The 13,708-nt window shown below is 71.4% G+C and carries 13 protein-coding genes; 6 read left to right on the forward strand and 7 right to left on the reverse strand.

Going from position 1 to position 13,708, the window contains the following annotated elements:
- The first annotated feature begins 68 nt into the window (after positions 1–68).
- From H0H10_RS03555 to H0H10_RS03575, 5 genes are all read left to right on the forward strand, one after another.
- Positions 69–1,418, forward strand: coding sequence for an ABC transporter substrate-binding protein (locus H0H10_RS03555; RefSeq protein ID WP_188179311.1), 1,350 nt, complete (start codon positions 69–71; stop codon positions 1,416–1,418).
- 6 nt (positions 1,419–1,424) lie between these two features.
- On the forward strand, positions 1,425–2,378 hold the full coding sequence (locus H0H10_RS03560; protein ID WP_188179312.1) for a carbohydrate ABC transporter permease: 954 nt from the start codon (positions 1,425–1,427) through the stop codon (positions 2,376–2,378).
- Positions 2,375–3,238 (forward strand): carbohydrate ABC transporter permease, encoded by an 864-nt coding sequence (locus tag H0H10_RS03565; protein ID WP_188179313.1) that lies wholly within the window; start codon positions 2,375–2,377, stop codon positions 3,236–3,238. The genes H0H10_RS03560 and H0H10_RS03565 overlap by 4 nt, the downstream gene beginning before the upstream one ends.
- Positions 3,239–3,268: 30 nt before the next feature.
- Entirely contained in the window at positions 3,269–4,855 is a 1,587-nt protein-coding gene (locus H0H10_RS03570; RefSeq protein ID WP_188179314.1) for a glycoside hydrolase family 13 protein, read from the forward strand.
- 107 nt (positions 4,856–4,962) lie between these two features.
- Positions 4,963–7,092, forward strand: a complete 2,130-nt coding sequence (locus H0H10_RS03575; RefSeq protein ID WP_373566799.1) for a discoidin domain-containing protein — start codon at positions 4,963–4,965, stop codon at positions 7,090–7,092.
- Here H0H10_RS03575 and H0H10_RS03580 read toward each other — a convergent pair.
- The 4 genes from H0H10_RS03580 to H0H10_RS03595 are packed head-to-tail and all read right to left on the reverse strand — an operon-like array spanning position 7,064 to position 10,409.
- Positions 7,064–7,870 (reverse strand): ABC transporter ATP-binding protein, encoded by an 807-nt coding sequence (locus H0H10_RS03580; protein ID WP_188179316.1) that lies wholly within the window; start codon positions 7,868–7,870, stop codon positions 7,064–7,066. The two genes, H0H10_RS03575 and H0H10_RS03580, sit on opposite strands and share 29 nt — an antisense overlap.
- A 24-nt stretch (positions 7,871–7,894) precedes the next feature.
- Positions 7,895–8,671: an ABC transporter permease gene (locus tag H0H10_RS03585; protein WP_188179317.1), complete on the reverse strand. Its 777-nt coding sequence runs from the start codon at positions 8,669–8,671 to the stop codon at positions 7,895–7,897.
- Positions 8,668–9,441, reverse strand: coding sequence for an ABC transporter permease (locus H0H10_RS03590; protein WP_188179318.1), 774 nt, complete (start codon positions 9,439–9,441; stop codon positions 8,668–8,670). Before H0H10_RS03590 ends, H0H10_RS03585 begins: the two co-directional genes overlap by 4 nt.
- Positions 9,438–10,409 (reverse strand): ABC transporter substrate-binding protein, encoded by a 972-nt coding sequence (locus H0H10_RS03595; RefSeq protein ID WP_188179319.1) that lies wholly within the window; start codon positions 10,407–10,409, stop codon positions 9,438–9,440. Before H0H10_RS03595 ends, H0H10_RS03590 begins: the two co-directional genes overlap by 4 nt.
- Before the next feature lie 246 nt (positions 10,410–10,655).
- On the opposite strand from H0H10_RS03595, the gene H0H10_RS03600 reads away from it, so the two are divergent.
- The gene (locus H0H10_RS03600) at positions 10,656–11,471 is read left to right on the forward strand and encodes an IclR family transcriptional regulator domain-containing protein (RefSeq protein WP_188179320.1); all 816 of its coding nucleotides are present in this window, start codon (positions 10,656–10,658) and stop codon (positions 11,469–11,471) included.
- Here H0H10_RS03600 and H0H10_RS03605 read toward each other — a convergent pair.
- The 3 genes from H0H10_RS03605 to H0H10_RS03615 are packed head-to-tail and all read right to left on the reverse strand — an operon-like array spanning position 11,422 to position 13,597.
- Positions 11,422–12,360 carry a PDR/VanB family oxidoreductase gene (locus H0H10_RS03605; RefSeq protein WP_188179321.1) on the reverse strand — a complete coding sequence of 313 codons (939 nt, stop codon included), beginning with the start codon at positions 12,358–12,360 and terminating at the stop codon, positions 11,422–11,424. The two genes, H0H10_RS03600 and H0H10_RS03605, sit on opposite strands and share 50 nt — an antisense overlap.
- Positions 12,357–12,530 carry a hypothetical protein gene (locus tag H0H10_RS03610; protein WP_188179322.1) on the reverse strand — a complete coding sequence of 58 codons (174 nt, stop codon included), beginning with the start codon at positions 12,528–12,530 and terminating at the stop codon, positions 12,357–12,359. The genes H0H10_RS03605 and H0H10_RS03610 overlap by 4 nt, the downstream gene beginning before the upstream one ends.
- Positions 12,527–13,597 (reverse strand): Rieske 2Fe-2S domain-containing protein, encoded by a 1,071-nt coding sequence (locus H0H10_RS03615; protein WP_188179323.1) that lies wholly within the window; start codon positions 13,595–13,597, stop codon positions 12,527–12,529. Before H0H10_RS03615 ends, H0H10_RS03610 begins: the two co-directional genes overlap by 4 nt.
- Positions 13,598–13,708 lie beyond the last annotated feature (111 nt).

Raw genomic sequence — 13,708 nt, forward strand, 5'->3', positions numbered from 1 at the left:
CTTGCGCTCGGCTGTCGCCGGTGCTTGAGTGTGCGGCGCCCACAGCTCCTGTCCCTAAGGGGTCACTGATGTCACGCACCGGGTTCCGCCGTACCTTTGCCGCTTTGAGCGTGTGCTCACTCGCCCTGGCCGCCTCCGCCTGCGGGTCGGACGACGACGCCTCCGCGAGCGGCAAGACCCGCATCACGGTCAACTGCATGCCGCCCAAGAGCGCCAAGGTCGACCGGCAGTTCTTCGAGGAGGACGTCGCAGCGTTCGAGAAGGCCAACCCGGACATCGACGTCGTCCCGCACGACGCGTTCCCCTGCCAGGACCCGAAGACGTTCGACGCCAAGCTCGCCGGCGGGCAGATGGAGGACGTCTTCTACACGTACTTCACCGACGCGGCGCACGTCGTCGACATCGGCCAGGCGGCCGACCTCACGCCGTACGTCAAGGAACTGAAGAGCTACGAGACCATCCAGCAGCAGCTGCGCGACATCTACACCGTCGACGGCAAGGTCTACGGCATCCCGCGCACCGGCTACTCGATGGGCCTGATATACAACAAGGCGCTCTTCGAGAAGGCCGGGCTCGACCCCGACCGGCCGCCCACGACCTGGGACGAGGTCCGCACCGCCGCCAAGAAGATCGCCGCACTCGGCGACGGCACCGTCGGCTACGCCGACTACAGCGCCCAGAACCAGGGCGGCTGGCACTTCACCGCCGAGCTGTACTCCCAGGGCGGCGACGTCGTCAGCGAGGACGGCAAGAAGGCCACCGTCGACACCCCCGAGGGCCGCGCGGTCCTCCAGACGCTCCACGACATGCGCTGGACCGACGACTCCATGGGCAGCAAGCAGCTCCTGGTCATCAACGACGTCCAGCAGATGATGGGCTCCGGCAAGCTCGGCATGTACCTCGCCGCCCCCGACAACATCCCGATCCTGGTCAAGGAGAAGGGCGGGAACTACAAGGACCTCGCCCTCGCGCCCATGCCCGGCGGCCAGGGCACCCTCATCGGCGGCGACGGCTACATGTTCAACAAGAAGGCCAGCCCCGAGCAGATCCGCGCCGGCCTGAAGTGGCTCGACCACATGTTCCTCACCCCCGGCGACGGCTTCCTCGGCGACTACGCCCGCGCCAAGAAGAACGACGCCCCGGTCGGACTGCCCGAACCCCGCCTGTTCACCGGCGCCGCCGACGCCAAGGACCAGCAGGTCAAGAAGGCCAACGCCAACGTGCCGGTGGAGAACTACCAGTCCTTCCTCGACGGCAACCAGAACCTGGAGATGAAGATCGAGCCGCCGAACGCCCAGCAGATCTACTCCGTCCTCGACGGTGTCGTCTCCGCCGTCCTCACCAAGAAGGACGCGGACATCGACAAGCTGCTGAAGGACGCCTCCGGCAAGATCGACGGCATCCTGGCCCGGAGCTGACCGGCGATGAAGACGGTTGAACACCGGCCGGCCGAGGCGGTCGGGATCCGCCCGGTCACGGCGCCGCCCCCGGCACACGGCCGCGGGCGGCGCCGCCTCGCCCGGCAGGGCCGCGCCTACGCCTTCCTCGTCGGCGGCCTGGTCTGCTTCGCGCTGTTCTCGTGGTACCCGGCGATCCGCGCGGTCGTGATCGCCTTCCAGAAGTACACCCCGGGCTCGTCCCCCGAATGGGTCGGCACCGCCAACTTCACCCGCGTCTTCAAGGACCCGGAGTTCGCCGACGCCTGGCGCAACACGTTCACCTTCACCGTGCTCGCCCTGCTGATCGGCTTCGCGGTCCCGTTCGTCCTCGCCCTGGTGCTGAACGAACTCCGGCACGCCAAGGCGTTCTTCCGGATCGTCGTCTACCTGCCGGTGATGATCCCGCCGGTGGTCAGCGCGCTGCTGTGGAAGTGGTTCTACGACCCGGGCACCGGCCTCGCCAACGAGGCGCTGCGCCTGCTGCACCTGCCCACCTCGAACTGGTCCAACGGCGCCGACACCGCGCTGGTCTCCCTCGTCATCGTCGCCACCTGGGCCAACATGGGCGGCACCGTCCTGATCTACCTCGCCGCCCTCCAGTCGATCCCCGGCGAGCTGTACGAGGCCGCCGAACTGGACGGGGCGAGCCTGCTCCAGCGGGTGCGGCACGTGACGATCCCGCAGACCAGGTTCGTCATCCTCATGCTGATGCTCCTGCAGATCATCGCCACCATGCAGGTCTTCACGGAACCGTTCGTCATCACCGGCGGCGGCCCGGAGAACTCCACGGTCACGGTCCTCTACCTCATCTACAAGTACGCCTTCCTCTACAACGACTTCGGCGGCGCCTGCGCGCTGAGCGTCATGCTCCTGCTGCTGCTCGGGCTCTTCTCCGCCGTCTACCTCCGGCTCACCCGGTCCGACGGGGAGGACGCATGAGCGGCACCCGCACCCTGGTCTCCCCGGCCACCCTCGCCCGGCCGCGCGGCAGGGCCGTGTACTGGACCGTGTTCACCGGCGTCGTCCTGCTCTTCGCCCTCGCCTTCCTCTTCCCCGTCTACTGGATGGTGACCGGCGCGATGAAGTCGCCGGACGAGGTGGCACGGACGCCGCCCACCCTCGTCCCCGAGGACTGGCGGACCGACGGCTACACCGACGCCTGGGACCTGATGGACCTGCCGGTCCACCTGTGGAACACCGTCGTGCAGGCGGCCGGCGCCTGGCTGTTCCAGCTGGTGCTGTGCACGGCCGCCGCCTACGCCCTGTCCAAGCTCAGGCCCGCCTTCGGCAAGGTGATCCTCGGCGGCATCCTCGCCACGCTGATGGTCCCCGCCCAGGCCCTCGTCGTCCCGAAGTACCTGACCGTGGCCGACCTCGGCCTGCTCAACGACCCCCTCGCCATCTGGCTGCCGGCCGTCGCCAACGCCTTCAACCTCTATCTCCTCAAGCGGTTCTTCGACCAGATCCCCAAGGACGTGCTGGAGGCCGCCGAGATGGACGGCGCCGGGAAGCTGCGCATCCTGTGGTCGATCGTGCTGCCGATGTCGCGGCCCGTGCTCGGCGTCGTGTCGATCTTCGCACTGGTCGCCGTGTGGCAGGACTTCCTGTGGCCGCTGATGGTCTTCTCCGACACCGACAAGCAGCCGATCAGCGTCGCACTCGTGCAGCTGTCGCAGAACCTGCCGCTCACCGTGCTCATCGCCGCGATGGTGATCGCCAGCATCCCCATGGTCGCGCTGTTCCTCGTCTTCCAGCGGCACATCATCGCCGGCATCAGCGCGGGCAGCACCAAGGGCTGACGCCCTCCCCTCGAACGAAAGGCACGCACAGTGGGACAGCCCACCCCCGACCGCAACCACGCCGACTGGTGGCGCTCCGCCGTCATCTACCAGGTGTACGTCCGCAGCTTCGCGGACGGCGACGGCGACGGCACCGGCGACCTCGCGGGAGTCCGGGCGAAACTGCCCTACCTCGCCGACCTCGGCGTGGACGCCCTGTGGTTCAACCCCTGGTACCTCTCCCCGATGAAGGACGGCGGCTACGACGTCGCCGACTACCGCTCGATCGACCCGGCCTTCGGCACCCTCGCCGAGGCCGAGAAGCTCATCGCCGAGGCACGGGAACTCGGCATCCGCACCATCGTCGACATCGTCCCCAACCACGTCTCCGACCAGCACCCCTGGTTCCGGGCCGCGCTCGCCGGCGGGCCCGAGCGCGAACTGTTCCACTTCCGCCCCGGCCGCGGCGCGCACGGCGAACTGCCGCCCAACGACTGGCGGTCGGAGTTCGGCGGCCCCGCCTGGACCCGGCTGCCCGACGGCGACTGGTACCTCCACCTGTTCGCCCCCGAGCAGCCCGACCTCAACTGGGACCATCCGGCCGTGCGCCAGGAGCACGAGGACATCCTGCGGTTCTGGTTCGAGCGCGGCGTGGCCGGCGTCCGCATCGACTCCGCGGCCCTGCTGGCGAAGGACCCCCGCCTGCCGGACTTCACCGAGGGCCGCGACCCGCACCCGTACGTCGACCGGGACGAACTCCACGACGTCTACCGCGGCTGGCGCGCGGTCGCCGACGAGTACGGGGGAGTGTTCGTCGGCGAGGTCTGGCTGCCCGACACCGAGCGTTTCGCCCGCTACCTGCGCCCCGACGAACTGCACACCGCCTTCAACTTCTCCTTCATGACCTGCCCCTGGGACGCGCAGCGGCTGCGCACCTCCATCGATGACACCCTCGCCGAGCACGCCCCCGTCGGCGCCCCCGCCACCTGGGTGCTCTGCAACCACGACGTCACCCGCACGGTCACCCGCTACGGCCGCACCGACACCGGCTTCGACTTCGCCACCAAGGCCTTCGGCACGCCCACCGACCTCGCCCTCGGCACCCGCCGGGCCCGGGCCGCCGCCCTGCTGTCGCTGGCCCTGCCCGGAGCCGTCTACGTCTACCAGGGAGAGGAACTGGGCCTGCCCGAGGCCGACATCCCGCTGGACCGCATCGAGGACCCCATGCACGCCCGCTCCGGCGGCGTCGACCCGGGCCGCGACGGCTGCCGGGTACCGCTGCCGTGGACGGCCGACGCCCCCCACGCCGGCTTCGGCGGCGAGCCGTGGCTGCCCCAGCCCGCCGGCTGGGCGTCGTACGCGGCGGACCGCCAGGCCGCCGACCCGGACTCGATGCTCACCCTCTACCGGGAGGCGATCCGGCTGCGCCCGGCGTTCGGCCACGGCCCGCTGGCCTGGCTGCCCGCCCCCGAGGGCGTCCTCGCCTTCACCCGCGAGCGGACCGGAGCGACGTGCGTGGTCAATCTCGCCGACGCCCCCGCCGAACTGCCCGCCCACACCCGTGTCCTGCTGAGCAGCGGCCCCCTGGACGCCCGGGGGCGGCTGCCGAAGGACACCGCGGTCTGGCTGCGTGCCTGAGACCGCATCCGCTTGTTCCCGCACCCGCTTGTTCCCGCACCCCACCACGAAGGGACCGGCACCCCATGCACACACACGGCCTCAGATCCGTCAGGCGCCTGCCGGCGATGGCCACGGCGGTCGCCCTGGCCGCCGGCACGCTCGCCGTCCTGGCCCCCGCCCCGGCGCACGCCGCCGCGGGCGCCACCCTCCCCTTCACCTCCGTCGAGGCCGAGTCGGCGGCCACCACCGGCACGAGGATCGGCCCCGACCACACCCAGGGCACCCACGCCTCCGAGGCGTCCGGCCGCCGGGCCGTGCGCCTGGAACCCGGGCAGCGCGTCGAGTTCACGGTGCCCCGCGGCGCCAACGCCGTGAACGTCGCCCACAGCGTCCCCGACGGCCGGTCCGGCACCCTGAACGTCTACGTCAACGGCCAGAAGCTGGCGAGGACCCTCCCCGTCACCTCCAAGTACTCCTACGTCGACACCCCCTGGATCGCCGGCTCGAAGACCCACCACCTCTACGACAACGCACGCCTCCTGCTGGGACGGGACGTCCAGGCCGGCGACAAGCTCGCCTTCGAGGCCACGGACGTCCAGGTCACCGTCGACGTCGCCGACTTCGAGCAGGTGGCCGCGCCCGCCGCCAAGCCCTCCGGTGCCGTCTCCGTCACCGACAAGGGCGCCGACCCCAGCGGACGGGGCGACTCCACGCAGGCGTTCCGCGACGCCATCGCCGCGGCCCGGGGCGGCACGGTCTGGATACCGCCGGGCGAGTACCGGATCACCTCGTCCCTCGGCGGAGTGCAGAACGTGACGATCCAGGGCGCCGGCCACTGGCACTCCGTGGTGCGCGCCTCCCGCTTCATCGACCAGTCCGGCTCCTCGGGCAACGTGCACATCAAGGACTTCGCGGTGATCGGCGAGGTGACCGAGCGCGTCGACTCCAGCCCCGACAACTTCGTCAACGGCTCCCTCGGCCCGAACTCCTCCGTCTCCGGGATGTGGCTCCAGCACCTCAAGGTCGGCCTGTGGCTGACCGGCAACAACGACAACCTCGTCGTCGAGGACAACCGCATCCTCGACACCACCGCCGACGGCCTCAACCTCAACGGCAACGCCCGCGGGGTCAGGGTCCGGAACAACTTCCTGCGCAACCAGGGCGACGACGCGCTCGCCATGTGGTCGCTGAACGCCCCGGACGTCGACAGCAGCTTCGAGAACAACACCATCAGCCAGCCCAACCTGGCCAACGGCATCGCCATCTACGGCGGCACCGACATCACGGTCCGCGGCAACCTCGTCTCCGACACCAACGCCCTCGGCAGCGGCATCGCGATCTCCAACCAGAAGTTCCTCGACCCCTTCCACCCCCTGTCCGGCACCATCACGGTCGACGGCAACACCCTCGTGCGCACCGGCGCGATGAACCCCAACTGGAACCACCCGATGGGCGCCCTGCGCGTCGACTCCTACGACAGCGCGATCGAGGCACAGGTGAGGATCACCGGCACGACGATCACCGACAGCCCGTACAGCGCCTTCGAGTTCGTCTCCGGCAGCGGGCGCGGACACGCGGCGAAGAACATCACCGTCGACGGAGCCACCGTGCGCGACACCGGCACCGTCGTCGTCCAGGCCGAGACCCAGGGCGCCGCCACCTTCCGGAACGTCACCGCCACCGGCGTCGGATCCGCCGGGATCTACAACTGCCCCTACCCGGCCGGCTCCGGCACCTTCACCCTCACCGACGGCGGCGGCAACTCCGGCTGGAGCTCCACCTGGTCGGACTGCTCCACCTGGCCGCAGCCCGGCCAGGGCAACCCCGACCCCGACCCGGACCGCAACCTCGCCCGGGGCCGCCCGGTGACCGCCACCGGATCCCAGGACGTCTACACGCCCGGCAAGGCGGTCGACGGCGACCCCCACACCTACTGGGAGTCGGCGAACCACGCCTTCCCCCAGGCCCTGACCGTCGACCTCGGCTCGGCGCAGCCCGTGCGCCGGCTGGTGCTGAAACTGCCGCCGCAGTCCGCCTGGCAGGCCCGCACCCAGACCCTGTCCGTGCAGGGCAGCACGGACGGCTCGTCGTACTCCACGGTCGTCCCGTCGACGGCGTACCGCTTCGACCCGGCCACCGGCAACACCGTGTCGGTCGGCGTGAGCGCGGACATCCGCTACCTGCGCCTGCACGTCACCGCCAACACCGGCTGGCCGGCGGCCCAGTTCAGCGAAGTGGAGGCGTATCTTTCCTGACCGCCCCGGAGGCCTCGCGCTTCGCCGCCCGGATCTGCTCGTACACCCGGGTCCGCAGCTCGGCGAAGCGCGGGGCCACCCGTGTGTGCACCTGGTCCCGCTCGGCCGGCAGACCGACCTCGAACTGCTCCCGCACGACCGTGGGGGAGGCGGACAGCACGATCACCCGCTCGCCCAGGTACACCGCCTCGTCGATGTCGTGGGTGACGAACAGGACGGTGATACCGCGCTCCCGCCACAGCCGCCGCACCAGGTCCTCCAGATCGGCCCGGGTCTGCGCGTCCACCGCCGCGAACGGCTCGTCCATCAGCAGCACCTCGGGTTCGTACGCCAGCGCCCGCGCGATCGCCACCCGCTGCTGCATGCCCCCGGACAGCTGCCACGGATACGCCCCGGCGGCGTCCGCCAGTCCCACCGACGCCAGCGCGTCCGCGACCAGCTCACGGCGCCGGGCCCTGCCCATGTCCTTCTGTTTCAAGGGCAGTTCGACGTTGTCGCCGACCCGCATCCACGGGAACAGGCTGCGCCCGTACTCCTGGAAGACGAACGCCAGCCCGGGCGGCGGACCCTCCACCCTCCGCCCGGCCAGCGACACCTCGCCGGCGGTCGGCGCGAGCAGACCGCCCACGCACTTGAGCAGCGTGGTCTTGCCGCACCCCGAGGGGCCCACCAGGCAGACCAGCTCTCCGGCACCGACGGTGAAGGTCAGGTCGCGCACCGCCTCCGTCCGGCGCCCGGACCCCTCGTACACCTTCCGCAGGCCGCGTACGTCGAGCATGGACCGCCCTTTCAGGAGCTTGACTCAGGAGCGCCGGCTTGCGTCGCGCAGGCCGTGGTACCAGCCGAGCACCCGCCGCTCGACCAGCTGGAAGAGGACCGAGAGCACGAAACCGAGCAGGCCGAGCAGCAGGATGCCGGTCCACATGCCGGGGATCGCGAAGGAGCGCTGGAACTGCACGACGGCGAACCCCAGGCCGTTGCTGGCGGCGAACATCTCGCTGATCACCATGAGGATGATGCCGATCGACAGGGCCTGGCGCAGACCCGCGAAGATCTGCGGGCCCGCCGAGGGCAGCACCACGTCCCTCAGCCGTGCCACGCCCGTGATGCCGTAGGAGCGGGCGGTCTCCGCCATCACCGGGTCGACCGCGCGGACCCCCTCGACCGTGTTGAGCAGCACCGGCCACACGCAGCCGCCGGCGATGACGAGGATCTTCATGGTGTCGCCGATGCCGGCGAACAGCATGATCACCGGCACCAGCACCGGCGGCGGCACCGCCCGCAGGAACTCCACCACCGGCTCGCACACCGCCCGCACCCGCCGGCGCGAGCCGACGAGCGTGCCGAGCGCCACGCCGGCGACGGCCGCGAGGGCGTAACCCGCCGCGAGCCGCAGCACGCTGGGCAGGACGTCCCCGCGCCACCGCTCACCGGTCCACACCTCCGGGAACGTCCTCAGGATCGTGCCGAGCGGCGGCCAGTACACGTCCTCGCTGCCCGCCGACGCGGCCCACCAGACGCCCACCAGCACCGCGGGCAGGGCGAACACCAGGACGATCCGCAGCAGCGGACGCCTCACACCGCCACCTCCCCGCGCACCGACTGGTGCCAGGCCAGCGCCCGGCGCTCCACCGACCGGGCACCGACGTTGATCAGCAGCCCGAGCAGGCCGGTGACGACGATCAGCGCGTACATCTCCGGCACCGCCTGCGAGGTCTGGGCGACCGCGATACGGGCGCCCAGCCCCGGCGCCCCGATGACGAGTTCGGCGGTGACCGCGAGGATCAGGGCGACGGCCGCCGCGAGCCGCACCCCCGTCATCACGTACGGCAGCGCGGTCGGCCACATCACGTACCGGATCCGCGCCCAGGTGCCCAGACCGTACGACCGGGCCGTCTCCTCGGCGACCGGGTCGACGTCCCGCACGCCGTACAGCACCTGGACCAGCACCTGCCAGAACGCGGCGTACACGACCAGCAGCAGCACCGACCGCAGCCCGGTGCCGTACAGCAGCACCGCCAGCGGGATCAGCGCCACCGACGGGATCGGACGCAGGAACTCGATCGTGGACGCCGTCGCCTCGCGCAGGTACGGCACCACCGAAAGGATCACCCCGACGACGATCCCGGCGCCGACCGCGATCGCCAGGCCCAGCGCCCAGCCGGTGAGGGTGTCGCCGAGCGCCGTCCAGAAGGCGGAGTCCGCGACCTCCTCCCCGAGCGCCCCGGCGATGCGGCCGGCCGGCGGGAAGTAGTCCTCCTCGACCAGACCGAGCCGCGGCACCACCTCGCCCAGGGCGAGGAAGCCCGCGAGCCCGGCCGCTCCGAGGGCCGCGTTCCCGCCCCTCACGGCAGCAGCGCGTCCAGGTCCGGGGCCTGCTCGAACAGGCCGTCCTCCCGGCCCAGCTCCGCCAGGGCCTCGATGGCGGGCCGGTTGGGCTCGGCGGGCCACTTCGGCAGGGTCACCTTCTCCAGGACGGCCGGCGGGATCTTCGTGTACGTGGTGACGATCTCGCGGACCTCGTCCGGATGGGCGTCGGCGTACGCCAGGGACTCGGCGGTGGCCTCCTGGAACCTCTTGACCACGTCCGGGTTCTCCTGCGCGTACTTCACCGAGGTGAAGTACATGGCGACGGTGAGCTTCGGGGCCACGTCGACCATGGGGGAGGCGATCTCCCGGCCGCCCTGGCTCTTGATGGTGGCCAGCGCCGGTTCCACCGCCATCGCCGCGTCGATCCGTCCGCCGTCGAGCGCGGCGGGCATCTGGTCGAAGGCCAGCTCGACGAAGTCCACCTCGTCCGGGTCGCCGCCCGCCGCGCGCACCGAGGCCCGCACCGCGGTCTCGTTGATGTTCTTCAGGGTGTTGATGGCGACCTTCTTGCCCTCCAGCTCCTTCGCCGACTTGACGGGGCTGTCGCCCTTGACGGTGATCGCGCCGAAGTCCCTGCCCTGTTCGCCGGTCGAGGCGATGCCGTTGGCCACCGCCTTCACGGGCACGTCGTTGGACTGGGCGATCATCAGCGAGGTCATGTTGGAGAAGCCGAACTGGAACTGGCCGCTCGTCACACCCGGGACGATCGCCGCGCCGCCCTGCGCGCTCGACAAGGACAGCCTCAGGCCCCGCTCGCTGAAGAAGCCCTTCTTCTGACCCAGGTACAGCGGGGCGACGTCGACGATGGGGATGAGCCCGACCTTCACCGTGGTGGTGCCGCCCGACGAGCCGCCCCCGCCGTCCGACCCCCCGGAGCCGGAGGAGCCGCAGGCCGTCGCGACGGCCAGGACGGATACGGCCGTGAGGCCGGCGAACAGACGACGCATGACTCCCCCTGTGGGACCGGACGAGGTGCTCCGACAGGCTGTGCGCGAACAGCACGAACGTGCTCAGCGGGAACGTAGGGGCCGGGCCGGGTCAGGTCAATGCCCTTGCGGAAACGGGCCGTTGAGGGCCGGGACGGCGCATCGTCACGGCCCGTTGACAGTGCGGGACACGCACTCCTAGCGTGCGCACTGCGTACGGTCGTCACCTGCCGCACGTCCTGCCGTGAGGCCCCTGCCGGAGGCCAGATGCCCGATGCAGCCCGCGCACCGCACTTCGTGAGGTCCTTCGAGCGCGGCCTCGCCGTGATCCGGGCCTTCGACGCCGACCACCCCGCCCTGACGCTGAGCGAGGTCGCCCGCGCCTGCGAACTGACCCGTGCGGCGGCCCGCCGCTTCCTGCTCACCCTGGCCGACCTCGGCTACGTCCACACCGACGGCCGGCTGTTCCGGCTCACCCCGCGCGTACTGGAACTCGGCTACTCCTATCTCGCCGGGTTCACCCTGCCGCAGATCGCCGAACCGCATCTGGAACGCCTCGTCGCCGAGGTGCGGGAGTCGTCGTCGCTGTGCGTCCTGGACGGCGACGACATCGTGTACGTCGCCCGTGTCCCGACCCGCCGCATCATGACCGTGTCCATCACGGTCGGCACCCGCTTCCCGGCCCACCTCACCTCCGTCGGCCGGGTCATCCTCGCCCATCTGCCGGATGCCGAGATCGAGGCCCGGCTCGCCCGCGCCGACCTGCGGCCGCACACCGCCCGCACCCTCACCTCGGCCGACGCCCTGCGCGCGGAGCTGCGCCGGGTGCGCCGCCACGGGTACGCCGTCGTCGACCAGGAGCTGGAGGAGGGACTGAGGTCGGTGGCCGTCCCGGTGCGGGACCGGGACGGCGAGGTGGTGGCCGGCGTGAACATCGCGGTGCACGCCGGCCGCAACTCCGCGGAGTCCGTACGCCGCGACCTGCTGCCCCACCTGCTGGCGGCCGTCGCGCGGATCGACGCCGACCTGCGGATCACAGGTCCAGCACGAGCCGCCTCCCACGGCACCGCGACACGCAGATGAGCATGGTCTCGCCGGCCGCCCGCTCCTCGTCCGTGAGCACCGAGTCCCGGTGGTCGGGGGTGCCCTCGACGACGTCCGTCTCGCAGGTGCCGCAGGTGCCCTCGGTGCAGGAGTACAGCACCTCGGCTCCGGCGGCGCGGACGGCGTCGAGGACGGAGACGTCCGCGGGGACGGTGACCGTGCGCCCGCTGCGGGCGAGGACGACCTCGAACTCCGCGTCGCCGTCGCCCCGTGGGGCGTCCTTCGGCCGGAACCGCTCGACGCGCAGGATGCCGGGCGGGCACCGCTCCTCCACCGCGTCCAGCAGGGGCCCGGGACCGCAGCAGTAGACCAGGGTGCCGTCCGGTACGCCGTCGAGCACGGAGCCGAGGTCGAGCAGCCCGGTCTCGTCCTCGGGGGCGATCGTGACCCGGTCCCCGTACCGCTCCACCTCCCCGGTGAACGCCATCGACCGGCGTGAGCGGCCGCCGTACAGCAGCGTCCACTCGGCACCCGCCCGCTCGGCGGCGGCGAGCATCGGCAGAATCGGTGTGATGCCGATGCCGCCGGCGACGAACCGGTAGCGGGGCGAGGGCTCCAGCCGGAAGTGGTTGCGCGGCCCCCGCACCCGTACCTTGTCGCCCGGCCCCACCCGCTCGTGCAGGTGGGCCGACCCTCCCCGCCCGCCGGGCTCGCGCAGCACCGCGATCCGCCACACGGCCCGGTCGTCCGGGTCGCCGCACAGCGAGTACTGCCGTTCCAGGTCCGGGCCGAGGACGACGTCGACATGGGCGCCGGGCTCCCAGGCGGGCAGCGGGTCGCCCAGCGGGTGGCACAGGGTCAGGACGAGCACGCCCTCGGCCGCCGACTCGCGGCGGTCGACGACGAGTTCGGCTTCGTACGGGGTCATGAACCGTTTCCTCGTGGCTGGTGTCCCTCCGGATGGGCGAGCATCCACTCCCACATCGCGACCGGGTCCTCGGCGGTGTGCTCGGCGCCGCAGTGACAGGTGCCGTGCAGGACGTCCGTGCCCGGCAGCCAGTCGACGCGGTAGATCTCGCCGGTGGCCGGGCCGGTCACCGGTGGGCCTCCGCGGGCTTCGCGCCCTCCTCGACCAGCCGGGCGAGGATGCGGCGGGCGGCCAGTCCGCCGGTGTCGATGTTGATGCTCAGCTCCTGGTAGCCGGTGCGCTCGGTGCCGAGCGTGCGCTGAAGCAGATTGAGCGCGTCGACGTCCTGCATGACGACCGTGTGGTTGTTCTTCCGCAGGAACTCGGTGACTTCGGCGTCGTCCGTCGCCCAGTCCCGGGAGACCGCCCAGAAGTCGTACACCCTGCCGTCGGCGGACGGGGTGATCGCGTACGTGATCTCGGTGTGGAAGGCGTGCGGATCGCTGCCGTCCGCCTCGGGCAGCACACCGACCGGGGCGACCCGGCTGTGCAGCAGGTACAGGCACGGCGCGTGGTACTCGATGTCCTGCCAGCGCGAGATGCGTCCGCTGATGCCGGTGGACCTGGCGTAGAACGGCGGGCACTCGGCGTCGTCCATGTGCCGGCTCACCCGGACGATCCCCGCGCCCTCGTCGACCTCCGTGGTGATCGGAGTCTCGGCGACCTCGGGGGTGCCGATGTAGCCGCCGTGCAGATACGTCTCGTGGGACAGGTCGAGGAGGTTGTCGACCAGCAGCCCGTAGTCGGCGTCGATCGGCTCCATGCCCCGGACCGTGACCCAGCCGGGGGAGTCCAGGTGCCGGGCCCGCGGGACGGACTCCGGGTCGGCGAGCGCCGGGTCCCCGATCCACACCCACACCAGGGAGTCCCGCTCGGCCACCGGGTAGGAGGCGACGCGGGCGGTGCGCGGGACGCGTTTCTGGCCCGGCACGTACACGCAGGCGCCGGTCGTGTCGTACGTGAACCCGTGGTACCCGCAGACGATCCGGTCGCCGTCGAGCCGGGTCGGGGCCTCGGACAGCGGATACCGGCGGTGCACGCACCGGTCGTGCAGGACGACCGGGGTGCCGTCCTCCTGGCTGCGGTAGAGGACCAGCGGCTCACCGAGGATCGTCCGTCCCAGCAACTCGCGCCCGACCTCGTGACTGTAGGCGGCGACATACCACTGGTTCCTGGCGAAGGCGGTCATGTGCGGCATGATGGTTCCCGTCCCTGTCGGCGGGGCGTCTTCGCCCCGCGTGCCGTGGTTGGGCTCAGGGTCCTGACGGCTGTGGTTGCCGCGCAAGGCGGCTTCTGTCAGGCGGAAGCG

Source organism: Streptomyces griseicoloratus, from assembly GCF_014534645.1.
Lineage (GTDB): Bacteria > Actinomycetota > Actinomycetes > Streptomycetales > Streptomycetaceae > Streptomyces > Streptomyces griseicoloratus.

Excerpts from the sequence above, each read along its gene's own strand:
- H0H10_RS03555 (WP_188179311.1), top strand. The coding sequence starts at position 69 with ATGTCACGCACCGGGTTCCGCCGTACCTTTGCCGCTTTGAGCGTGTGC.
- H0H10_RS03560 (WP_188179312.1), top strand. The coding sequence starts at position 1,425 with ATGAAGACGGTTGAACACCGGCCGGCCGAGGCGGTCGGGATCCGCCCG.
- H0H10_RS03565 (WP_188179313.1), top strand. The coding sequence starts at position 2,375 with ATGAGCGGCACCCGCACCCTGGTCTCCCCGGCCACCCTCGCCCGGCCG.
- H0H10_RS03575 (WP_373566799.1), top strand. The coding sequence starts at position 4,963 with ATGGCCACGGCGGTCGCCCTGGCCGCCGGCACGCTCGCCGTCCTGGCC.
- H0H10_RS03580 (WP_188179316.1), bottom strand. The coding sequence starts at position 7,870 with ATGCTCGACGTACGCGGCCTGCGGAAGGTGTACGAGGGGTCCGGGCGC.
- H0H10_RS03595 (WP_188179319.1), bottom strand. The coding sequence starts at position 10,409 with ATGCGTCGTCTGTTCGCCGGCCTCACGGCCGTATCCGTCCTGGCCGTC.
- H0H10_RS03600 (WP_188179320.1), top strand. The coding sequence starts at position 10,656 with ATGCCCGATGCAGCCCGCGCACCGCACTTCGTGAGGTCCTTCGAGCGC.
- H0H10_RS03605 (WP_188179321.1), bottom strand. The coding sequence starts at position 12,360 with ATGACCCCGTACGAAGCCGAACTCGTCGTCGACCGCCGCGAGTCGGCG.
- H0H10_RS03615 (WP_188179323.1), bottom strand. The coding sequence starts at position 13,597 with ATGCCGCACATGACCGCCTTCGCCAGGAACCAGTGGTATGTCGCCGCC.